Annotated in this window: 18 protein-coding genes; 4 read left to right on the top strand and 14 right to left on the bottom strand. The window is 58.0% G+C overall.

Annotated features, from left to right (window positions below):
* Positions 1-13 precede the first annotated feature (13 nt).
* The 4 genes from BIND_RS18505 to ybgF form a co-directional block, all read right to left on the bottom strand.
* Positions 14-1,714, bottom strand: coding sequence for a methanol/ethanol family PQQ-dependent dehydrogenase (locus BIND_RS18505; RefSeq protein WP_012386539.1), 1,701 nt, complete (start codon positions 1,712-1,714; stop codon positions 14-16).
* Between the two features lie 997 nt (positions 1,715-2,711).
* Positions 2,712-4,634 (bottom strand): ATP-dependent zinc metalloprotease FtsH, encoded by a 1,923-nt coding sequence (gene ftsH / locus BIND_RS18495; protein WP_012386538.1) that lies wholly within the window; start codon positions 4,632-4,634, stop codon positions 2,712-2,714.
* Between the two features lie 189 nt (positions 4,635-4,823).
* Positions 4,824-6,026: a tRNA lysidine(34) synthetase TilS gene (tilS, locus tag BIND_RS18490; protein WP_012386537.1), complete on the bottom strand. Its 1,203-nt coding sequence runs from the start codon at positions 6,024-6,026 to the stop codon at positions 4,824-4,826.
* Entirely contained in the window at positions 6,020-7,207 is a 1,188-nt protein-coding gene (gene ybgF, locus BIND_RS18485; protein ID WP_012386536.1) for a tol-pal system protein YbgF, read from the bottom strand. Before ybgF ends, tilS begins: the two co-directional genes overlap by 7 nt.
* 833 nt (positions 7,208-8,040) lie before the next feature.
* Between ybgF and glmM the strand changes: the two genes are divergently transcribed.
* From glmM to ggt, 3 genes are all read left to right on the top strand, one after another.
* Positions 8,041-9,396: a phosphoglucosamine mutase gene (gene glmM / locus BIND_RS18480; RefSeq protein ID WP_012386535.1), complete on the top strand. Its 1,356-nt coding sequence runs from the start codon at positions 8,041-8,043 to the stop codon at positions 9,394-9,396.
* Between the two features lie 166 nt (positions 9,397-9,562).
* Positions 9,563-10,351 (top strand): HesA/MoeB/ThiF family protein, encoded by a 789-nt coding sequence (locus tag BIND_RS18475; RefSeq protein WP_012386534.1) that lies wholly within the window; start codon positions 9,563-9,565, stop codon positions 10,349-10,351.
* 100 nt (positions 10,352-10,451) lie between these two features.
* Positions 10,452-12,221, top strand: a complete 1,770-nt coding sequence (ggt, locus tag BIND_RS18470; protein ID WP_012386533.1) for a gamma-glutamyltransferase — start codon at positions 10,452-10,454, stop codon at positions 12,219-12,221.
* Positions 12,222-12,251: 30 nt separating this feature from the next.
* Here the strand turns inward: ggt and olsB are convergent, their stop codons facing one another.
* Positions 12,252-13,169, bottom strand: a complete 918-nt coding sequence (gene olsB / locus BIND_RS18465) for a l-ornithine N(alpha)-acyltransferase (protein ID WP_012386532.1) — start codon at positions 13,167-13,169, stop codon at positions 12,252-12,254.
* 374 nt (positions 13,170-13,543) lie between these two features.
* On the opposite strand from olsB, the gene BIND_RS18460 reads away from it, so the two are divergent.
* Complete coding sequence (locus tag BIND_RS18460) at positions 13,544-14,302, top strand: lysophospholipid acyltransferase family protein (protein WP_012386531.1); 759 nt, start codon at positions 13,544-13,546, stop codon at positions 14,300-14,302.
* Between the two features lie 163 nt (positions 14,303-14,465).
* Here BIND_RS18460 and BIND_RS18455 read toward each other — a convergent pair whose 3' ends face one another.
* The 9 genes from BIND_RS18455 to BIND_RS18415 all read right to left on the bottom strand — a co-directional run bounded on the left by BIND_RS18455 (position 14,466) and on the right by BIND_RS18415 (position 21,563).
* Positions 14,466-14,882 carry a hypothetical protein gene (locus BIND_RS18455; protein WP_012386530.1) on the bottom strand — a complete coding sequence of 139 codons (417 nt, stop codon included), beginning with the start codon at positions 14,880-14,882 and terminating at the stop codon, positions 14,466-14,468.
* 59 nt (positions 14,883-14,941) lie between these two features.
* Positions 14,942-15,484, bottom strand: coding sequence for a chemotaxis protein CheD (locus BIND_RS18450; protein WP_012386529.1), 543 nt, complete (start codon positions 15,482-15,484; stop codon positions 14,942-14,944).
* 119 nt (positions 15,485-15,603) lie between these two features.
* On the bottom strand, positions 15,604-15,993 hold the full coding sequence (locus tag BIND_RS18445) for a response regulator (protein WP_012386528.1): 390 nt from the start codon (positions 15,991-15,993) through the stop codon (positions 15,604-15,606).
* Positions 15,972-17,054: a protein-glutamate methylesterase/protein-glutamine glutaminase gene (locus tag BIND_RS18440; RefSeq protein ID WP_012386527.1), complete on the bottom strand. Its 1,083-nt coding sequence runs from the start codon at positions 17,052-17,054 to the stop codon at positions 15,972-15,974. The genes BIND_RS18445 and BIND_RS18440 overlap by 22 nt, the downstream gene beginning before the upstream one ends.
* Entirely contained in the window at positions 17,051-17,947 is an 897-nt protein-coding gene (locus BIND_RS18435) for a CheR family methyltransferase (protein ID WP_012386526.1), read from the bottom strand. Before BIND_RS18435 ends, BIND_RS18440 begins: the two co-directional genes overlap by 4 nt.
* Entirely contained in the window at positions 17,944-18,423 is a 480-nt protein-coding gene (locus BIND_RS18430) for a chemotaxis protein CheW (protein WP_012386525.1), read from the bottom strand. The genes BIND_RS18435 and BIND_RS18430 overlap by 4 nt, the downstream gene beginning before the upstream one ends.
* Before the next feature lie 48 nt (positions 18,424-18,471).
* Positions 18,472-20,715, bottom strand: coding sequence for a chemotaxis protein CheA (locus BIND_RS18425; protein ID WP_012386524.1), 2,244 nt, complete (start codon positions 20,713-20,715; stop codon positions 18,472-18,474).
* A 135-nt stretch (positions 20,716-20,850) separates the two neighbouring features.
* Complete coding sequence (locus BIND_RS18420; RefSeq protein WP_012386523.1) at positions 20,851-21,216, bottom strand: response regulator; 366 nt, start codon at positions 21,214-21,216, stop codon at positions 20,851-20,853.
* Positions 21,213-21,563, bottom strand: a complete 351-nt coding sequence (locus BIND_RS18415) for an STAS domain-containing protein (protein ID WP_012386522.1) — start codon at positions 21,561-21,563, stop codon at positions 21,213-21,215. The genes BIND_RS18420 and BIND_RS18415 overlap by 4 nt, the downstream gene beginning before the upstream one ends.
* Positions 21,564-21,622: the final 59 nt, after the last annotated feature.

Raw genomic sequence — 21,622 nt, 5'->3', positions numbered from 1 at the left:
CCTTTATTTTTACTTACAATGAAAAGACGTAGAAATGGCCGCCGAGCGGGATGTTGAGAACCCGCGGATCCTTGGCCATATCGCCGCCCCAGATCGGCGTACCACCACCCCAACCGGCGTATATCCCGATATATTGCTTATCGCCGACCTTCCAGGTGCTCGGAACGCCGAGGAAGCCCGAAGTCGCCTGCGGGCTCTTCCACAGAACCTTGCCGGTCTTGGCATCGAAGGCATGGAGATAGCCATCCGCGCTGCCGGAGAAGACGACACCACCCGCGGTGGTCAAAGTGCCGTCATTCCAGGGCAGTTCGGACGGGAAGTCCCAAACCTGCTTGCCGGTATTGAGATCGATGGCCTGCACCGCGCCCCAATGGTTGGGGAAGGCCGGGTCACGCACCACCTTGAAGGATTCGCCGAGGAACGGCAGGCCCGCCCGGTAGCTGACCGCATTACCCTTCATCGTCATGCAGGTATGCATGGTCGGCACATAGGCGATCTGGGTTTTCACATCGACCGAAATCGGCCACCAGTTCTTGCCGCCGAGGAAGCTCGGGCAGGTGAAAATCTCTTTGTTGATGTCGGGGCGCTTGTCCGGGTCGGTGACCGGCTTGCCGTCCTTGAATCCGGTGACCGAAGTGGCCGTGGCGAATTTCTCGCCATAGATCAACTTGCCGTTGGTCCGGTCAATCGCATACAGCCAGCCATTGCGGCTCGCGCTGACCAGGGCCTTATAAGGCTTACCTTCATGGGTAATATCAATGAGCACCTGTTCGTTGGTGCCGTCATAGTCCCAAGTATCGTTGGGCGTATATTGATAGTGCCATTTGATATTGCCGGTGGCCGGGTCGAGTGCCAGGACGGAATCGGTATAGAGGTTATCGCCAGGACGCAATGTGGCGAGCCAGGGTCCAGGATTGCCGACGCCCCAGAACAAAGTGTCCGTGTCGGCATCATAGCTGCCGGTGAGCCAAGCGGGACCACCACCGGTTTTATAAGCGCCTTCCGGCCAGGTGTCGCCGCCGGGCTCGTTCGGAGCCGGAATGGTATGACGCCGCCACACTTCCTTGCCAGTCGAAGCATCGAGCGCCGCAATGTAGCCACGCGCGCCATATTCGCCACCGGAGACGCCGACGACAACCTTGCCCTTAAGCGCCAAGGGAGCCACCGTCATCGCATAACCAACATCCGGTTTCTCTAACTGAGTATTCCAGACGGGCTTGCCGGTCTTGGCATCGAGCGCGACGACACGATTGTCCAGCGTCGCCATATAGACATTGTCGCCATAGAGCGCGACACCGCGATTGACCACGTCGCAGCAGATGGTTTTCAGACCAACGCCCGTCAGATCATGCTTGTAAACCCACAAGGGCTTGCCGGTGCTCGCCTGGAAGGCATGCAGCTCATTCTTAGGCGTCGTGATGAAAAGGTAATCGCCATTAACAATGGCGGGAGATTCATGGCCCATGTCGAAGTCGGTCTTGTAATCCCAGACCTGCTTCAGATTGGCGACATTGCTGGTGTTGATCGTATCGAAGGGCGCATAGCCAGAGCCCGTATAATCACGCCGATACATCAGCCAGCCAGCATCCTTAGCGGCCGCGCCCAGGCGCGCGTCGGTAACCGGCGCGTAAGTCTCTTCGGCGGCAATCGCGCCTCCGGTCAGCATCAACGCAACAGCAAGGCTGGTTGAGCGCAGGAAATTGGAGCGTTTCACGGTATCTCCCTAGAATTTTCTGAGGATCAGGAATGGTAGAAGAGCGGGCTTCCACCTTACGCACTGGGGCTCCGCAACTGATATGCGTGCCATGCATGACTTGGAGACAACATCCGTCTGCTGTTCGCGGAAGCGATCATGGTTCATGATGATTGCTGGCCTCGCGTCCTTTTCACAAACAGCGTTCTTGAAAAAGACTTCCAAACGGAAAGAACAGAGCGGTTTCCACCATGGACTCAGAGTCATAATGATGGAAGCGCCCCGCGCGGGAATTTGACAGTTTCAGCCCTTCGAGGCAACCGATTTTCACTGGCGGAAAGAGGGATAAGGAGCGGTAAATCCCCCTTTTGGTCCTGTTACCAAGTGTCGCAACCGCGCGTCAAAACCGCCCGGTCCGGGGCCATTCAGCCCTCGCGGCCGTCTCCAAACGAGCTCCACGCCATGACATGAGCCCTCAACCAGAATGATCCTGTTAGGAAAAACTTGTTAATTTTCAAATGACTACGCCTTTTGCTCGATCATTCATCATGCGTTGAGAGCATACCCGGAGCAAAAAATGCGTTTTTCCAAGGGAGGAAGAGTCTGTTTGCGATCTTCCGAATCACAAAACCGCGTTTCTATGTATGCGACTAGCATCGAGAATCACAGATTCTCGATGCGTCACTTTTAAACCGTATCCACTTATCCTCATTGAACCGCGACGAGTCGCGCTTCAATGAGGGTGGGTACTAGCGGTCATAAAAACTGACCACGGCAACAGTCTCCGATTTTCGTTCCGCCTCTGAAAAAAGCGAACAAGAGAAGCGCACGATCCGCGATCCTGGGTCGGTGCGGTGGCCAGGGGCTGCATATTCAAATCGAATCATGTCCCCAAACGCATTGACCCCAAAAGTGGGTGTCACTTTTGGGGTCAATGCTCTCGGTCTCAAAGACATTGGGCGAAAACGGAGACCGTTTTCGCCCAATGTTCAAGATTCAAAAATCCAATCGACTCGAATCAAACCTGCGGTTGCGGTTCGAGCCCGGGTTCGGGGCCAGGCTTCGGCCGGCTCACGCCCGTCGTCGGCACTGTCGAGCCACGCGGGGGAACCGGTTCATCCTTCGTCTCGCGGACTGGAGCGCGACCCTGGAGAAGACCGAGGATTTCCTCGCCTGACAGGGTCTCATATTCGATCAGCCCCTTGGCGAGACATTCTAGATCGGCCCGTTTCTCGGTGATGATCCGGGTCGCCTCGGCAAGCCCCATTTCGACCAGGCGCCTGACCTCAGCGTCGATCTTCTGCGAAGTGGCTTCCGAAATATTCTGCTGACGCCCCATCGAATAGCCGAGGAAAACCTCTTCCTGGTTCTCGCCATACATCACCGCACCGAGCTCTTCCGAAAAGCCCCAGCGGGTCACCATGGCGCGGGCCAGTTTGGTCGCCTGTTCAATATCGGATTGCGCGCCCGAGGTGACCTTGTCGCGACCAAAGATGATTTCCTCGGAGACACGTCCACCCATGAGAACAGCAAGCCGCGAAAGCATCTGCTCATAGCTCATCGACAATTTGTCGCGTTCGGGCAATTGCATGACCATGCCGAGCGCACGACCGCGCGGAATGATCGTCGCCTTATGGACGGGATCAGTCGCCGGCACGTTCAAGGCGACGAGCGCATGACCGCCTTCATGATAGGCCGTCAGGGTCTTTTCCTGCTCGGTCATGACCAGCGTGCGGCGCTCCGCCCCCATCATGATCTTGTCCTTGGCGTCCTCGAATTCGACCATGGTCACGACACGCTTGCCGCGCCGGGCCGCCATCAGGGCCGCCTCATTGACGAGGTTCATGAGATCCGCACCGGAAAAGCCCGGAGTGCCGCGCGCCACGGTTTTCAGATCAACATCGGGAGAAAGCGGCACCTTGCGGATATGCACCTTGAGAATACGCTCACGGCCGACGACATCCGGATTGGGCACGACGATCTGCCGGTCGAAACGGCCGGGCCGCAGCAATGCAGGATCGAGCACGTCGGGACGATTGGTCGCAGCAATGAGAATGATGCCCTCATTGGCCTCGAACCCATCCATTTCGACGAGCAATTGATTGAGCGTCTGCTCGCGTTCATCATTGCCGCCGCCAAGGCCCGCACCACGATGCCGGCCAACGGCGTCGATCTCATCGATGAAGATGATGCAGGGCGCGTTCTTCTTGGCCTGTTCGAACATGTCGCGGACCCGGCTGGCGCCGACACCGACAAACATTTCCACGAAATCAGAACCGGAAATGGTGAAGAAGGGCACATTGGCCTCGCCGGCGATCGCCCGGGCGAGCAAGGTTTTACCCGTGCCGGGCGGGCCGACGAGGAGCACACCGCGCGGAATGCGACCGCCCAGCCGCTGGAATTTCTGCGGATCGCGCAGGAATTCAACGATTTCCTGGAGATCTTCCTTGGCCTCATCGACACCCGCGACATCCTCGAAGGTCACGCGGCCATGCGCCTCGGTCAAAAGCTTGGCCTTGGATTTGCCGAAGCCCATGGCTTTGCCGCCCGCTCCCTGCATCTGTCTGGACAGGAAGATCCACACGCCGAAAATGGCGATCAGCGGTAGACCGTTGACAAGCAGAGTCACGAGCCAATTATTGCCGTCGGACGGGGGCTTGGCCGAAATCGAGACGTTCTTTTTATAGAGCATCTGGACGAGATTGGGATCATTCGGGGCATAGGTCGCGAAGGCGCGATTGTCACTGAAATGCCCGCTGATCTCATTGCCGGCAATGGTGACCTCGCGGACATGCCCCTGGTCTACCTCGTTCAGCAATTGGCTGAAGGTAATATCCTGCGTCGCCGTTCGCTGCCCGGGATTTTGGAACAGCATGACGAGTGCCGCCACCAGCAGGATGATGATTACCCAAAGTGCGAAATTCCGGAAGTTCGGATTCATTTCGGTCCCGCGACACGCCACTCGGCTCGAAAGCTTCAGCGTCAGATGATAGAAGGAGGCACTGCTCTAAGGCAGTGCGGTCAATTCAATGTAGGCGCCGGCTGCTCCCTTGCCAAGGACCCCTGAGGGAGGAAGAAGAGCGAAGCAGGGCCGTCTCTCCCTTAAAACAGGCAAAAACCCGGCCGCGCTTCAGCCTCGCGCAAGTTTGCCGCGCGGTTTTTCGGGGCAAAGTTTCAGTTTTCCGCCTGCATCAAGATGCAGGCGGACACCGCCAAGCGTGCTTTTGAAGACCTTGCCCTGGAGCAAAGCGGCCCGCAGGAGGGTACAAAGCGCCTCCAGCCGCTCGAGACGGGGCGGCCGTTCCCGTGCCGTCAAGTCGAGGATCTCCGCTTCGATGAGACGCAGCAGAATTTCCTCAGGCTCCCGGCTGACAAGGGCGAGATCGAGTTGAACGAAGCCGGGCGCCCGCTCGGCGGGCAGACTCGCGCGCAGAGCCGCCGCGCGCTCCGCGATCACAGCCTCGGCCCGGGCGGCACGCTGGCCAAGCCGCAGTAAGGCCGCTCGATCGAGGCCAGCCGAAGCGAAACGCCGCTCCATGCGCCGCAGCCTCGCGCGGGCGAAACGGACATCCAGATTGGATGGATCGGTGAAAAACGGATGCCGGCACGTGTCACAGATCGCCAGCAATTCAGCCTTGGTCATGCCGAGCAGAGGCCGCGCATGCAGCAGTTCGCCGCGCTGGAATAGGCTTTCCATGCCCTTGAGTCCGCGTGGACCGCTGCCCCTCAGCAGGCGAAAAAGAATAGTTTCCGCCTGATCGTCGGCATGATGGGCGGTGACGAGATAATCCGCGCCAATGGTTTCGGCATGAGCGATCAAGAGGCCATAACGGGCATCACGCGCACGCTCTTGGAGCCTGGTCTTGGGCTTTTCCCCCTCCCATCGCAAAATGTGATGCGGGAGCCCGAGCCGCGCGGCCCATTCTGCTACTTGTTCAGCTTCCGCCAGAGAGTCTGGCCGCAATCCGTGATCGACGCTAGCCACGCTGAGGGGCGGCGCCTTCCATACAGCTTCGGCCCATTGCGCGGCGAGCAGCATTAAAGCGACAGAATCCGGCCCTCCCGAGACGGCCAGCAGGACCTTGCGCGCATGTTCGAGAGGGCGAAACAGATCTACGAGCGTCGCGGGCGAGATCAGACCGCCAGAACGATCGGCCATGTGATCGGCCGTGCCACGATTGGACTCTCTGTTGTCCGGCCCTTCCGGAAGGCCAGGATCACCTCGCATGAAGGGACTCACCACTTTGCCCTTTCCGGTCCCATCCTCAAATCCCGTTCTTAAAAACTCCGCGCCGCCTTTACCGCAATCGATCTCATAGAACCATTTCAACATTGCAAGCGCCGGGCTTCCCGTTCGGCGCTGGCTTTCACCTGAGGCGAAGCATTCGGATATTTACGATCGATTTCGCCAAAGGTGGCACAGGCCTGTTCCTTGGCGCCGAGCGCATTGAGTGACTGGCCAAGCCGCAGCATGGCTTCCGGCGCCCGATTCGAATTCGCATAATGCGTCGAGATTTTGAGATATTGCTCAGCCGCTTCACGCTGCCGGCCGCGCTGATAATAAGTTTCGCCGAGATAATAAATCGCGTCAGGCGTTAGGCGGCTTTTCGAATTTTTCGCCAGAAAGGCCGTGAAACTCTTTTCGGCGGCTTCATATTCCTTCTGCCGGAGATAACCGAGGGCGAGATCGTAATCTTCCTTGGTTGGATTGGCGGACGCGGAGGCGATGACGGTTCCTCCGGCGCTCACCACGGGGTCGGGACCAGCATTGCGTGGAGCCGTTGGGGACACGGTATTATCAGACCGCAGGCGACCGCCCGCCAGATCGAGCGGCGCATTGACGGTCTCTGAGGCGCGCTTTGAAGGTGGTGTCGTTCCGAGAGGACGCGGAGTTCCTGGTGCATCGGGATCGGCATCGGGATCGAAGGCATCGCCGCGGCGGCGACTGGAGCGACCGGAATTGGTGACAGGCGTCACGTCCTCGTCGCCGGCCGCCGTCTGGTTCATGGGGGAAGCGGGGCTTTCCGGCCCTTCGCCCCGTTTCTGCCCCCCCTTGAGAGCCGGCGCAACGGGCGCACCATTGCCACGCCCAGCGTTCTCCTGAAGCCGGAAGTCGACATCAGACTGGAATTTCTTCAATTGGTCCTCGAGCCGATGCGTGGAAAATTGCATCTGCTCGAGCTGACCGGTCAATTGCCTGACCTGATTCTCCAATTTGTCGATGCGCACGAGGAGGCCGGCGACATCCTGGCCAGGCGCCCGCCCATAGGCACGATCCCCGCCATCGCTAATATCTCCGGGAGGATAGCCGTAGTTTTGGGCCAGGAGATCGTCACGCGCCGATTCGCCAGAGAAAGCTGCGTTCTGCGCCCCCGCACAATTGACGCCAGCCAAAAAGATCAGGCCAAAAAGACCCGAGGAACGAAAAAGACCCGGGAAACGGGTAGATTTCCCGTTCCAGTCGCTAAAATTTCGCGAAAAACAATGTGGAAAAGGCATTTTATCGAAGATCATAGAATCGATCCAAACCTGTCACGGTGCGGTGGTCCTAGTATCGAGAATCGCAGATTCTCGATCCGTCACTTTTCAAACCGTATCCACTTGTCCTCATTGAATCGCGACGAGTCGCGCTTCAATGAGGGTGGATACGACAGCATCGGACTTTCAAATTGAATCCTGTCCGATGCTCTATCTTTCTGTAAACGCATCAGATTGGTCCCAAAAGTGGGAGCCACTTTTGGGTCTGATGCTCTAGATTAACGAGAACCGAAACGAAGAAAAACCACCACCCGCCTGAATGGTCGAGCGAGAGCCGGGCTAGTCAGGCGGGTGGTGGGAACCTGAAAACGGGGAAGACTATCAGCCTTGTGCCCGTTTCGGCACATTGAATAACGGAACCGGCGCAATAATCTGACTCTTCGGGCCTGACTCGATCCTGAACGAAGCCCCATTTTAGTCTCTATTGATAAAACGCATTTTCCTGCTTGGCCGATTTTGGTTAAGTTGGAGCATGAGGCACGCGACTGTCCCGGTCATTCATGGATTATTCAAATCTTTGAAGGCACTTATTAAAGAATGGGCTGAATGATCTCAACGCGGTCCATGGGACACTCGTGAATGCGCATCGCCACGTCCCATTTTCGCCGCTTATGATGGTCAGGAACCCCATTCGGAGCTTTGTGGGCGCAGCGGCGTTCTGCCCGCAAGAGATCTCGGGCCAAAGACCTGAGGCAAGGGAACTAGGCAAGAACCTCGGGAATGAAAGAGTTCTGGGGGAATTCGCGACACCGGCCCCAAACCACCCCATGTCTTTATCGCATTGATATGATCGAAAGGATGAATTCAGCATGGCTCGCAAGCATTTCGGGACGGATGGAATCCGTGGCCGTGCCAATGCCGCCATCACGCCCGAACTCGCCATGAAGGTCGCCCAGGCGACGGGGGTTCTGTTTCAGCGCGGCGAGCAACGCCATCGCGCGGTCATCGGCAAGGATACGCGGCTCTCGGGCTATATGATCGAATATGCGATGGTGGCAGGCTTTACGTCGGTCGGCATGGACGTGCTCCTGCTCGGTCCGATGCCGACGCCGGCCGTCGCCATGCTGACGCCATCGATGCGCGCCGATGTCGGCGTGATGATTTCCGCCTCCCACAATCCTTATGAAGATAATGGCATCAAGCTTTTCGGTCCCGATGGCTTCAAACTTTCCGACGAGATGGAAGCCGAGATCGAAGCCAAGCTCGACCGCGATGTCGCGCTCAAATTATCGAAACCCGCCGATCTCGGCCGTGCCAAAAGGGTCGAGGGCGCGCAAGCCCGCTATATCGAATTCACCAAGCGCACTCTGACGCGCTCCTTGTCTCTCGAAGGCCTGCGCATCGTCATCGATTGCGCCAATGGTGCTGGCTATAAGGTCGCGCCCGAAGCGCTCTGGGAACTCGGCGCGGAGGTTTTCGCCATCGGCACCGAGCCTGATGGCTTCAATATCAACCGTGACGTCGGTTCGACCGCTCCGGCGGCCCTCGTCAAGAAAGTGCATGAAGTCCGGGCCGACATCGGCATAGCCCTCGACGGCGACGCCGATCGCGTCATCATCGTCGATGAAAACGGCAAAGTGATCGACGGTGATCAATTGATGGCGGCGATCGCGGCGGGCTGGCAAGAAGAGGGCAGACTGGCGCGGCCGGGCATCGTCGCCACGCTCATGTCGAATCTCGGCTTGGAACGCTATCTGGAAAGCATCGGTCTCACACTGGCGCGCACCGCTGTCGGCGACAGGCATGTGCTCGAACATATGCGCGCTCACGGCTATAATCTCGGCGGCGAGCAATCCGGCCATATCATTCTTTCCGATTATTGCACGACGGGCGATGGCCTCGTCGCCGCGCTGCAAGTTTTGGCGCTTGTCAAACGGCTCGGCAAGCCGGTCAGCCAGGTGTGCCGCCGCTTCGATCCCGTGCCTCAGATCCTGAAAAACGTGCGCGTCAATGCCGCACAGTCCTTGGAACAGGATCACGTCAAACGCGTCATCGAGGAAGGCCACCGCAAGCTCGGCAAGAACGGAAGACTCGTCATTCGTCCTTCCGGCACGGAACCCGTCGTCCGCGTCATGGGCGAAGGCGACAATCGTGATCTCGTCGAAACCATCGTCGATGATATTTGCGAGGCTTTGAATGCGGCCACTCCGCTCGCGGCGGAATAACCTTGCGGCCAAAGGAAACAAGCGCCATTTTGCGACGCGGATAAACCTCGGCTTCAGGGCATCCTCCTTTCTGCTGCAGCGGAGGATGCCCTCCGTCACTTTGTTTTAATGCATAATCCTGTCTCAAAACTCCTCCTCCGAGGGTTATGCTTGATGCGAGACATGAATGGTGGCTGTGCTTTCACCCGAAGAAATTGAGCGCTATGGCCGCCATATCCTGCTTCGCGATATTGGTGGCCAGGGCCAACAGAAACTCAAGGCGGCGCGCGTCCTCGTCATCGGCGCCGGGGGGCTCGGCTCACCGCTCATTCAATATCTCGCCGCCGCCGGCCTCGGTGAAATCGGCGTGGTCGATGACGATGCCGTGTCTCTTTCAAATCTCCAGCGCCAGATTCTCCATGGGACGCCGGATCTCGGCCGCCCGAAGGTCGAAAGTGCGCAAGAGGCCGTGCGTCGATTGAACCCGCATGTGGTCCTGACCCCCTTCCCCACGCGATTGAACGGGACGAATGCGCGTGGCCTGATCGAGGCCTATGACATTGTCGCCGATGGGTCGGATAATTTCGCAACGCGCTATCTGGCGTCCGATCTCTGTTTTCATGCCAAACGCCCGCTCGTGACGGGTGCCGTCGGCGCGTTCGACGGCTCTCTAACGACCTTGCGGCCATTCGAAACCGGTCCCGACGGCCATCCGAACCCGACCTATCGCTGTCTGTTTCCCGAACCGCCGCCGGACGGCACAGTGCCGACCTGTGAAGAGGCAGGCGTGCTTGGTGCGCTCACGGGGATGCTCGGCGCGATGATGGCGCTTGAAGTGATCCGCGAGATTGTCGGCTTCGGCGAAGGCCTCGTCGGACGCCTCCTTCTGGTCGATGCCTTGCATCTGCGTTTCGAAACTTTGAATTACCGCTGGGATCCGTCCAATCCGCTGAATGGCGAGCCTCGCGCGGCGTAACGAGCGCCGAGCGAGCAGCGGCACATCTGATGGTCGTTCTCTACGACGATCGATACCAGCGTGGACCGAATGTCTTTTGATGCAGGATGGTGCATGGCTTATGCGTGATGGTGCAAGACCGATGCGGCGGCGTGGTTCACGGATCTGGTGTTCGCTCGCTTTATTGCTCTGGTTCGTCGGTCCCGTCACCGCACCCGTCCTTGCCGAACAGCCACCGCGTCTTGCGCGTGAGGGGCGGTTCCTCCCAGTCCTCGCGACGCATGGCATGGTGGTCGCGCAAGAAAGCATGGCCGCCCGCATCGGGGTGGATATTCTGCAACGGGGCGGCAATGCAGTCGATGCGGCCGTGGCGGTGGCCTTTGCCCTCGCGGTCACTTTGCCGCGCGCCGGTAATCTGGGCGGGGGCGGCTTCATGCTGGTCCATCTCGCCAAATCCGGCAAGACGATCGCGATTGATTATCGCGAAATGGCCGCGGCCGCGACCACGCCTGAAACGTTTCTGAATGCCGAAGGCCAAGCCGATCCCGAACGGTCACGTCACGGCGGGCTCGCTGTCGGCGTGCCGGGCACGGTCGCAGGCCTCGCTCTGGCGCATCGGCGCTATGGCTCCGGGCGCCTCAGCCTGGCAGAACTCGCGGCCCCCGCCATCACTCTCGCCCAAGATGGGTTCGTCGTTGGCCAGGACCTCTCAGATTCCCTTTATTATAATCTCAACGGATTGCGGCGCTGGCCATCGAGCACGCGGATTTTCCTCGACCCCGAGGGCCGGCCGTTGGAACCCGGCCAAAGGCTCGTGCAAAAGGATCTTGCCGCCACCCTGACAGCCATCGGACGCGATGGCGAGGCGGCTTTCTACCAGGGCCCGATAGCGGAAAAAATCGTGACGAGTGTCCGTAAGGCCGGGGGCGAGATGGAGCTCAAGGATCTTGCCGCCTATCGCGCGGTGGAGCGTGAGCCGGTTTCAGGCACTTATCACGGCCATAAAATCGTCTCCATGCCGCCGCCCTCCGCGGGTGGTTCTCACCTTATCGAAATCCTGAATATTCTCGAAGGGTTCTCCCTTGCCAATTACGGCCCGGATTCCGCGCGCACCATTCATCTGACCGGCGAGGCCATGCGGCGCGCCTATGCCGACCGCGCGAAATATCTCGGCGATCCTGACAGCGTCACCATTCCGCTGAACAATCTCTTGTCCAAGACCTATGCATCCCGGCTGAGAAAGGAAATCGACGCCGATCATGCGACCCCATCGGACGCACTCCAGCCGCTCGCACCCCTCCCCCATGAGAGCGACCAGACCACGCATTTTTCGGTCGTCGATGCGGAAGGCAATGCCGTTTCGAATACATATACGCTGAATTTTTCCTTTGGCCTTGGCCTTGTCGCCGAAGGCACCGGCGTCCTTCTCAACAATGAGCTCGATGATTTTGCTGCCAAACCCGGTGCGCCCAATGCCTACGGGCTTGTCGGTGGCAACGCCAATGCGCCGGGCCCACGCAAACGGCCTCTCTCTTCCATGACACCGACCATGGTCTTTGGCGAGAATGGCGCGCTCGAACTCGTCACCGGCTCGCCGGGCGGCTCGCGCATTATCACCATCGTCCTCGGTCTCATTCTCGATATGGTGGATTTCAAGATGAATATCGCGGAGGCCACCGCCATGCCGCGTGTGCATCATCAATGGCTGCCGGATCAGCTCCAGGTCGAACGCGGCCTCTCGACCGATACGATCGAAAAGCTCCAGGAGCTGGGCCATCACGTCAAGGTCATCGACGCCTGGGGCTCGGCGCAGAGCATTGCCCTTGTGCCCGGTTTCCTGATGGGCGCTGCGGATACACGTCAACGCGGTCCCTTAGCGATTGGCTATTAAGGCCAACAGCCGCAAAGAACGGTCCAACGGTCAGTTCTCGTGATCGTTGGAATAATGGTCGATATAGCGCTCGCCCAATTGAGCCAGCGGCAGGATGGTAAAGACATCGGTGGTCTTGAATTGCCAATCGATCACGGCGCCTTCGCCGAAGCGGGCTCCGGCGCGAAGATAAGCCTTGATCAAGGGTGGCAATGAAGCAAGACCACGACGCGGATCCACCGCTTCCTTGTCGAGCATAGCCATGGACAGCGCAGACGTGCCACAGGGCCGGACCTGCCATTCCGCATCGGCCAAAGCATGATGATACAGGAAGCTCAAGGGAAGAGCGAGATTTTTGGGATTGACGCTAGGCAGGCTGGCGCAGCCGATCAGGACATCCACCGCATGATGTTGCGCATAGATCCATAGACCGCGCCACAAAAGTTCGATGACCCGCTTCGAACGATAATCGGCATGCACACAGGAGCGGCCGAGTTCGAGGAACTTCTTGTCGGCATGGCGGGCCAGGAGCGGGCCAATGACGAATTCCGTCTGACTGTAGAAACCGCCATGTTTGAGAGCGATATCGGACAGCAACAGGCGATAGGTGCCAACGACCTTCGGCTTGACGCGGCCGAGACGATTGCGATGCGCGTGATCGATGACGAGCAGATGATCGCAGACTTTATCGAGCGGGCAGAAATCACGCCGTGTCAAGGCTGCGCGCGGATGCGCAATCGCGCCGCCTTCCTCATAGAACACTTTATAACGCAGGCGTTGGGCTTTCTTAATGTCACTCTGATTTCGCGCCAAGCGAATCTCAAAGGAGCCAGAGCTGCCGAGTGAAGGCGGCAAGGGGGCCGACAAACGAGAGGAATTGACGGGTAACTGTCGGACACTATCGGCCGGAGAAGAAATACCACCTTCGTTGAAAAGGCCAAGGCCGAACGCTGAACCGATGGACCACATGCGCCGACATGTCTCAAGAGGAAGCCATCATGGTTGATAAGCCTATGATGCGACGGCTTGATGACACCTGAAAGAAAATTACGAGAGGGATCGAGATCTTGTAAAATGACGCTGAAAGGGCTTGCTTTTTCGACCCATTTCCGTGTCTGTCTCGTGCGTCAACTCCGCATCTTCCTCTGTATGCAGAGGCCTTATCCCATCGGTCATCAAGAATGCCCTCGCGCACCGGTACGCTTTTTCTTTATTCTCTTCGGGTGAAAAAACTTCCCACAATGACACGCTCGCCGATGGACCATTTTTTCACGGGACGAGAGTATCGCATACGCTTTACCTTGAACATCCGGTGCTCTCACATTGTTCATTGAGCAAGGACCATGATCTTCCTCCGACTGTTCGCCCTCGTTCTTGTCCTTGTCTTCTTTTTATGCCTCGCTGTGCCGTTGCAAAGTTTGGCGCGGCGGCGCTATCCGATCGCGACGGCACGCACGACCCAAATCTTCGCGCGGCTGCTGTTGTCGATTTTGCGGATCAAGGTCATATGCAAGGGTCATAGGGAGTCGGATACGGCGCGATTGCTCGTCGCCAATCATGTATCCTGGATTGACATTCTGGCGCTGGCCAGCGTCGAATCGGCCAGTTTCGTCGGCAAACAGGAAATTGCGCGCTGGCCGCTCATCGCGACTTTCGCGAAAGTCGAACAGACCATTTTCATCAACCGGCGACGGCGGCGCTCAATCATCCCCGCCAACAAGCAGATGGCATCCTGCCTCGCCAGAGGCCGCGATGTGCTTCTCTTTCCGGAAGGCACAACCGGAGATGGTCGGGGCTTGTTAAAATTCCACAGTTCGCATTTTGCGGCGCCGGGGCTTGTTCTTACAGCCTTGACAGAACGCGAAAGCGTGCCGGTCCTGCCGCTGGCCATCCGCTATTCCACGCCCAAAGCAGCCTGGGTCGGCTCAATGAGCCTGCTTCCTCACATCTGGCTTGTCCTGAAGGAACAGTCCATCATCTGTGAACTTTTCCACGGTTCCCCGCTGCCTTACACACGCGGAACAAATCGCAAGGTCATGACGCAAAAGGCAAGAGCGATCATCGAGAACCTGCTGACCATGCCGGATGGTCCCCATGATTGAGCCGGCCTCTCTCTCTCTCCAAAGCCGCAACCGCTTTCATGATGCTATCATTGAAAAACCGGGCAGAGAGCAAAAGTCCTTCCGCTCGATACTCCCGTGAGACCAATCGCTCGACGACGATTGTCAAAGCCGATCAAACCGACGCGCCGGCGAGATCGACGTCTTAAAACAATTCACAATCGCCAGACGAAACAGAGGTCTCTCGTCGTGGCGCCGGCTCGGATGCCGCCAATGTCGCGGAAAGCTCCGCAAGCGTCACGACTTGCGCAGCAAAGTTGGGATCGATCCGCCATTGTGGTGGCATGTGGATGGCCAAACCGTTGACGAATTCCGAAAGACAAACGAGTTTCTGAGCGACATGATCGAGATTCTGAATCTCGCGCAAAAAGGCACGATCATGATGATGCCCCTTGACGAGAAGAGGACTGATCAAGATTTGAAATTGATCCATGCTCTTACTGAGATGGGTCATTTCATGACTGACGCGCGCCAGGACTTCGCCGAGTGGCAAGCTGGTCTGTTTGGCTTCCATCAGCTCCGAGGCGATCGAATCCGGTGGGAGAACATGATCATGGGCCATAGTCTGTACCCCTGAAGTAGGCTCATTCGACAAGCCCGGCTTTTTCCTGGCTGAAAAGATCAGAAAAACTCGATAGAGCCTGAATTCGACTGCGGAATTGGAGGAATGGGCTTAGTCGGCGGTAAAAGATCGTCTTGTAAAAAAACCTGCCGGGCGCGACCAGACACCGGCCAGAACTGTATGCGCCGACCACGGGTGCCACGCAAACTGCCGCCAATGATATGAATCCCCTCAACATGCAGGAAATGTTCGGCAAAACCTGCATTCAAAGAACCGATATCGGCCAAGCCCTCGCGCGTGCAGGCGCCACCGAATAATTTCGCCTCGAGCCGATGCCGCCGGCCGCCATGTTGCAGAATGCCATTAAGCAACAGTTCCATCAAATGCGCACCGTAGCGCTCGGCTTCCCCAAATTTCATAGCACCGCTCTGATCCTGAGAACTGTCCTGACCAGGCAGTAGAAAATGATTCATGCCGCCGACCAAGGCAATTGGATCACGGATACAAGCGGCGACACACGAACCAAGCACGGTTGTCAACACCACATCGGGATCGTCGGCAACGTAATATTCTCCTTGGATGACATGAATGCGCCGCTCCATTTCGAGACTCTTCGGCTCAAGATTCTTCAACCCAGGATTTTTGAGCGTCGCGGTCAAGTCAGGCACCTTACCTGTATCCAAAGGCCTGACAGCATTGCGAGACGCGTGATCGGGTCGCGTCATTTGAGCTTCCCAATCACCGCTTCGATCTGGGTCTTGAGAACCGGCACGGTGAAAGGCTTGGCGAGAAAATTATTGACTCCCGCCTGGGCCGCTCGCTCCATCAAGGCTCTGTCACCCTTGCCGGTCAGCATGATGAAAGGGATTTTGCGGGTCTGTTCATGTGCCCTCACTGCGCGCAAAAGGCCGATGCCATCGAGCTTCGGCATGTTGAAATCTGAAATGATGAGATGTGCCGGCTTGCTCGATAGATTTTTGAGTGCTTCCTCACCATTGGAAGCCATTTCAATATCCGCCATACCGAGATCCTCGAGCCCGCCACGAATAAGAAGCCGGCTGGTCAATTGATCATCGACGATGAGCACTCTCACTGCAGCGGCGAAAGGCATTTTTCTTCTCCTTCTAAATTGGTGGCGCGGAGGATTTCGGCCCTGAGTCTTGGCAGGGCGACCTGTCTCTCAACGGCGCCGATTTCGTATGCGGCCTTAGGCATGCCATAAACGAGGGAGCTGGCCTCATCCTGACCAAAGGTGCGCGCCCCACTTTGACGCATGGCGAGGAGACCTTGAGCACCATCACGGCCCATGCCGGTCAAGATCACGCCGACACTGTTGGAGCCTGCCGCCTTGGCAACGGAAGCAAACAACACATCGACCGAGGGACGATGCCCGTTCACAGGATCGGTAGGACGCAAGCGGCAGCGCCAGGGGGTTGAACCGTAAAGAGAGGTTCCAGAGATTTCGAGATGGCACAGCCCGCCGGGAGCAAGATATACGCGGCCCATTTCCAGCAGTGCGCCATCGCTAGCTTCGCAAACCTGCGGCTGGCAAAGGCGGTTCAGCCGTTCCGCGAAGCTGCGCGTAAAGCCCGCCGGCATGTGCTGGGCGATGACTGTGGGAGGGCAATTTTGCGGAAAACCGGACAGAATGGTGATCAAGGCCTCAACGCCGCCTGTCGAGGAACCGATGGCGACGAGGCGGCCACCGGGATGATAGATCTCGCGCGTCGCCGCGAAAGACTCCGGCCGGCTCAAAGGTTCGGACTGTGGCCGCTGCCGCATTGTCGCGCCAGCCGCGGCCTTGACCTTGCTCGCAAGTTCGCCGAACAGATCCACCTCACCGGAGACCGGCTTCGCGATACAATCGAAAGCACCGATTTCGAGAGCCTTGATTGTGGCCGCCGTGCCTTGCGCGGTCAGGTTCGACACCATGATCACCGGCGTCGGCCGCAATCGCATGATCTTCTCGAGAAAGTCGAGGCCGTTCATATTCGGCATTTCGACATCGAGTGTCACCACGTCAGGGTTCAAAGCTTTGATCGCCTGCCGCGCCTCAAAGGGATCTCCGGCTTCACCGACGACATCGATTTCGCGATCGCGACGCAGAACCATGCTGATCAAGCGCCGCATCGTCACGGAATCATCCACAACGAGCACACGAATCTGTCTCATGCATGGGCCTCCCGCAGCCGCCGATAGGTGGTAATGCCATCACTTGCGAAGGCTTGAGCCGCGCCGCCCGCGAGCCGTTCCGAATGACCGATATAGAGAGCGCCATCCGGTTCGAGCAAAGGCACGAAACGATCCCAGATCCGATTTTGCGTCGCCTCCTCGAAATAAATGACGACGTTGCGACAGAAGATCGCCTGGAACACACCTTTCATCGGCCAATCGCCAATCAGGTTGAGCTCACGGAAACTGACCAAGGCGCGCATGGATTCAGCGACCGCGAACGTCTTGCCCTCCTCATCATGGATCGGCGTAAACCAATGGCGGAGAGTCTTTGGCACTGAGGCGAGCGCAGCTTCGCCATAAAGGCCCCGGCGCCCCTCCGCGAGCATGGTCGGATCAATATCGGTTGCCAGGATCTTGATGTCGAAGCGCGGTGCCTCCGGTAAAAGAGCCAATATTGTCAGTGCGATGGAATAAGGCTCCTGACCATTGGAACAGGCCGCCGACCACAGCCTGACCCTCTCGCCGTGCTGAGCGTTTTCAAGAAGGCGCGGCAGAACGCGTGTCCGCAAATGATCGAAATGATGGGGCTCGCGAAAGAAACGGGTGACATTGGTCGTCAGCGCGGCCAGCATATGCTGTCGCTCGTCGAGACCATCATGATGACTGACCAAGGCACAATAATCGCGAAAACTTGTCAGGCCGAGGGCACGTAAACGTTTCGCCAGTCGGGAATAGACCAGCGTCGCCTTTGTGTCCGGCAGATAAATACCGGTGCTGGCATGCAAAATATGCGAGATCCGCTGAAAATCGTCCATGGTCAGAATGAATTCCCCATCGACAAGACCGGCGTCCCTCGTTTTGCTCCCCGAAGCTGGTGCGAGACTTGTCATGCCGCCTCCCGGTCCGGCGCCGGCAGAACCTGGTCGAGAGCAATGAGGCTGATCATCCGACCTTCAACCGCGAGCACACCTTGCACAAAGAGCTTGGCCATTTCCGAAGCGACCTCCGGAGTTGGCTGAACCAGGTCATCGGTGATCGTCAGAATGTCGAGAACGGCATCAACGAGAAGGCCGACGATCTGATGCCCGACAATCGGATGCGCAACCTGCGCGACGATGATGACATGGCGGACCGTCGGTTCGGCCGGGGGGAAACCAAGACGCGCGGCAAGATCGACAATCGGCAGAACGGCGCCACGCAGATTGATCACGCCACGCACGAAATTCGGCGATTGCGGCAAGGCGGTCGCCGGTGTCCAGCCACGGATCTCGCGCACGGACATGATATCGACACAAAATTCCTGCGCACCGATGCGGAAGGCGATGAGTTCCCGTGAATTGGTCTCGTTGCTCTTGATGTCAGTCATGGCCCCTATCCTCATATGATCGCGCGATCATCCCTTCCGAAGGGAGGTTCAGTATGTCGCCGCAAGGCTGTGTTCCGGTGCGGCTTTGAAACAATTCCCGTTCTGATTGCTTTCCAAAATCCCCTGTGGACCGTCCTGAAACACATCCGTCCGGGCGCTCGTGACGATCGATTCGACATCCAGAATGAGGGCGACACGGCCATCACCGAGAATGGTCGCAGCGGCAATGCCCGGCACATGACGATAATTGGCCTCGAGGCTTTTGATGACGACCTGGCGCTGGCCTTGAATGGCATCGACCAGAAGGGCATTGCGCACACCGCCCTCCGTCTCGACGAGGATGACGACGCTGGCCAGGGGATCAGCGGGGACACGGCGATAGGCAAGTTCACGCCCGACATCGATCAAGGGCGTGAATTGATCACGGATGGCGATTACCCGGGCGGCGCCACCAAACCCATGCACATCGGTGGATTTGGGCTGCAAGGTCTCCACTATGGCGGTGAGCGGCACGACCAAAGTTTGGTCCGCAACGGAGACCACCATGCCATCGAGCACGGCAAGCGTTAGCGGCAGGCTCATGGTGAAGGTCGATCCCTGGCCCGGCCGCGAACTGATCGAGATGCGTCCGCCGAGCGCTTGGATCGAGCGGCGCACCACATCCATGCCGACGCCTCGCCCGGAAATGTCGGAAATCGTCGCCGCCGTCGAAAAGCCTGGCAGGAAAATCAGATTGTCGATTTCATCATCAGTCAAAGTGACATCGGCAGAAATCAATCCCTTATCGATGGCGATCTGCTTGACGCGCGGACGGTTGATGCCGGCCCCATCGTCAGCGATCTCGATCACGATCCGCCCCGACCGGTGCAAGGCGCAAAGATGAACGGTCCCTTCTTCCGGCTTACCGGCCGCCAGCCGTTTTTCCGGAGTCTCGAGACCATGATCGATCGCATTACGGATCATGTGGGTCAGAGGATCGGTGAGCCTTTCGATCACGGTTTTATCGACTTCGGTATTTTCTCCCTCCGTCACAAGTCGGACCGACTTGCCGGTCATAGCGGCGACTTCCCGAACCAGGCGCGGCATGCGCTGAAATACGGATTTCACCGGCTGTGCCCGGATCGCCATCACGCTGTCCTGGATCTCACGGGTCAATTGTTCGAGTTCATCGAGGCCCGTCGCAATATTGGTGGCGCGGGCGAGCCCCGCCTCGGTCACACTTTGCGCAAGCATGGCCTGATTGATGACAAGTTCCCCGACAAGATCGATGAGACGATCGACACGATCGAGATCGACGCGGATCGTGGCGGGCGAGAGACCGGCGGTGGTGTTGCTCTCGCGTCGCTCCTGTTCGCGCCGCTCAGGCTGGATCACGCCTTGATCCGATTCTGAAACGGGTTCAGCATGAACGATCTGAGCCTTCTTTTGTTTATCGGATATATCCTGATGGGCATCAGCGGCGGCGAGATCAGGGCTCGTCACATCCGCATACACTTCACTTTTCGCAGCGGGGGTAGCGCATGACTCGATCGTCAGATCGCAATCCCATTCCACGAATTCGAAGATCCCACGCACAGCAGCTTCATCGTGCTGGGTGAGCAGAGTGATGGTGAAGGTGAGGTAGGCGCCCTCGGGATCAAGTTCACTCAGCAGAGGCAGATCGCTGGCATCGCAGACGACTTCCATTTCGCCGAGTTCCTTGAGACCGCGCAAGAGCAGTGCGGTTTCATTCGCCTTGGCATAGAGATCCGGCTTGGGCTTGAAACGAATTGTAAAGAGCGTTTCAGCCGGCTCGTTCTGGAAATCGTCGAAGTCGAGATCATCGAGACACGCCTGAACCGGCTGGAAGGAAAAACCCGCCTGTCCGTCATCGTCATCATTCGTTTCGGCAGAGACACCCTCCGCTTGACCATGGGTGAGAGCCGCAAGATCCTCGATGATTGCCTGCGAACGGCCAGCATCGACCGTGCCGCCGTCGCGCGCCGCGCGCACGAGATCAGCAAGCATATCGGCGGCGCGCAGCAGCGTTTTGAGGACATCTGCGTTCGGCGCCAGCACGCCCGCTCTCAAATCATCGAGCGTGGTCTCGAAGACATGCGAGAAGCGCACAAGATCATCGAGACTGAAAGCGCCCGCGCCACCCTTGATGGAATGAACAGCGCGAAAGACCGCATTCACCGTTTCGGGATCCTTGTCTCCGTCCTGGATTGCCAGCAGTCCATTCTCCAATTCCGCGAGTTGCTCCTCGCATTCTTGGAAAAAGGTCTGCTTGATCGCCATCATCGCATCCATGCCAGGACCTCCTCTCCCCACTCTCGTCAACAGTCGTCTATCTGACTCTTGGAACAAGCCAAGATATTGTCTATATATTTGAAAATAATATTCTTTTAGAAATGGCCAACGAGGCACTCCCGGCGACCTGTTCTATCATGCAGCGACGCGTCGGATCGCATCGACAAGCTTGACCGGATCGAAAGGCTTCACGATCCAGCCGGTGGCGCCGGCACGGCGCGCGCGGTCTTTTTTCTCGGCATCGCTTTCCGTCGTGAGGACGAGGATCGGCACGGCGCGGTGGCGGGCATCCCCACGTACCCCCTTGATGAAACCGAAACCGTCCAGACGCGGCATGTTGATATCGGTCACGATGACATCAGGGATTTCCTGGGCGAGGACCTCGAGCCCCTTCTCGCCATCCTCGGCCTGGAGAACCCTGTAGCCCGCGTCCAGCAAAGTCAGGAGTAGCATGTCGCGCATAGTGCGTGAATCATCGACGGTGAGGACAGTCTTGGTCATGCGGATAGATCCTTATCGAGAAGAACCGCATCCCTCCGCGCAGCATCCACGGAAGCAGGCTCTAAAAGAGCGGCCGGCCGTATGCCGAGGAGTTCGACCGCTTCCAGGAAATCGGGCGAAGGATTGCGGATAGAGAGGGGAATTTCATCGGCCTGCCATGTCGCGACGGCGGACAATAGGACTTGCAGGCATTGACCGCCGATACGTTGCACCTTGGCAGCGTCAATGATGAGGTCCCTTCCCCGACACCCAAGCAGTTCGCTCGCCAAGGGCGTCGCGGCCCTCAGATCAAGGATAGCCGGCAGGTCGATGGTCGCGCTGAGCGCGGAGTCTAAGGGATGATCCATCTCGATGAGATCCTTCCTGGGAGTTTCTCGGCACGATTCTCGGGCTTGAAAGACAAGTG

Origin of the sequence: Beijerinckia indica subsp. indica ATCC 9039, assembly GCF_000019845.1 — a bacterium.
Classification (GTDB): domain Bacteria; phylum Pseudomonadota; class Alphaproteobacteria; order Rhizobiales; family Beijerinckiaceae; genus Beijerinckia; species Beijerinckia indica.
This window is presented reverse-complemented; position numbering and strand designations above follow the sequence as displayed.

Excerpts from the sequence above, each read along its gene's own strand:
- ftsH (WP_012386538.1), bottom strand. The coding sequence starts at position 4,634 with ATGAATCCGAACTTCCGGAATTTCGCACTTTGGGTAATCATCATCCTG.
- tilS (WP_012386537.1), bottom strand. The coding sequence starts at position 6,026 with ATGTTGAAATGGTTCTATGAGATCGATTGCGGTAAAGGCGGCGCGGAG.
- ybgF (WP_012386536.1), bottom strand. The coding sequence starts at position 7,207 with ATGATCTTCGATAAAATGCCTTTTCCACATTGTTTTTCGCGAAATTTT.
- glmM (WP_012386535.1), top strand. The coding sequence starts at position 8,041 with ATGGCTCGCAAGCATTTCGGGACGGATGGAATCCGTGGCCGTGCCAAT.
- BIND_RS18475 (WP_012386534.1), top strand. The coding sequence starts at position 9,563 with ATGGTGGCTGTGCTTTCACCCGAAGAAATTGAGCGCTATGGCCGCCAT.
- ggt (WP_012386533.1), top strand. The coding sequence starts at position 10,452 with ATGCGTGATGGTGCAAGACCGATGCGGCGGCGTGGTTCACGGATCTGG.
- olsB (WP_012386532.1), bottom strand. The coding sequence starts at position 13,169 with ATGTGGTCCATCGGTTCAGCGTTCGGCCTTGGCCTTTTCAACGAAGGT.
- BIND_RS18460 (WP_012386531.1), top strand. The coding sequence starts at position 13,544 with ATGATCTTCCTCCGACTGTTCGCCCTCGTTCTTGTCCTTGTCTTCTTT.
- BIND_RS18455 (WP_012386530.1), bottom strand. The coding sequence starts at position 14,882 with ATGGCCCATGATCATGTTCTCCCACCGGATTCGATCGCCTCGGAGCTG.
- BIND_RS18450 (WP_012386529.1), bottom strand. The coding sequence starts at position 15,484 with ATGGAGCGGCGCATTCATGTCATCCAAGGAGAATATTACGTTGCCGAC.
- BIND_RS18445 (WP_012386528.1), bottom strand. The coding sequence starts at position 15,993 with ATGCCTTTCGCCGCTGCAGTGAGAGTGCTCATCGTCGATGATCAATTG.
- BIND_RS18440 (WP_012386527.1), bottom strand. The coding sequence starts at position 17,054 with ATGAGACAGATTCGTGTGCTCGTTGTGGATGATTCCGTGACGATGCGG.
- BIND_RS18435 (WP_012386526.1), bottom strand. The coding sequence starts at position 17,947 with ATGACAAGTCTCGCACCAGCTTCGGGGAGCAAAACGAGGGACGCCGGT.
- BIND_RS18430 (WP_012386525.1), bottom strand. The coding sequence starts at position 18,423 with ATGACTGACATCAAGAGCAACGAGACCAATTCACGGGAACTCATCGCC.
- BIND_RS18425 (WP_012386524.1), bottom strand. The coding sequence starts at position 20,715 with ATGGATGCGATGATGGCGATCAAGCAGACCTTTTTCCAAGAATGCGAG.
- BIND_RS18420 (WP_012386523.1), bottom strand. The coding sequence starts at position 21,216 with ATGACCAAGACTGTCCTCACCGTCGATGATTCACGCACTATGCGCGAC.
- BIND_RS18415 (WP_012386522.1), bottom strand. The coding sequence starts at position 21,563 with ATGGATCATCCCTTAGACTCCGCGCTCAGCGCGACCATCGACCTGCCG.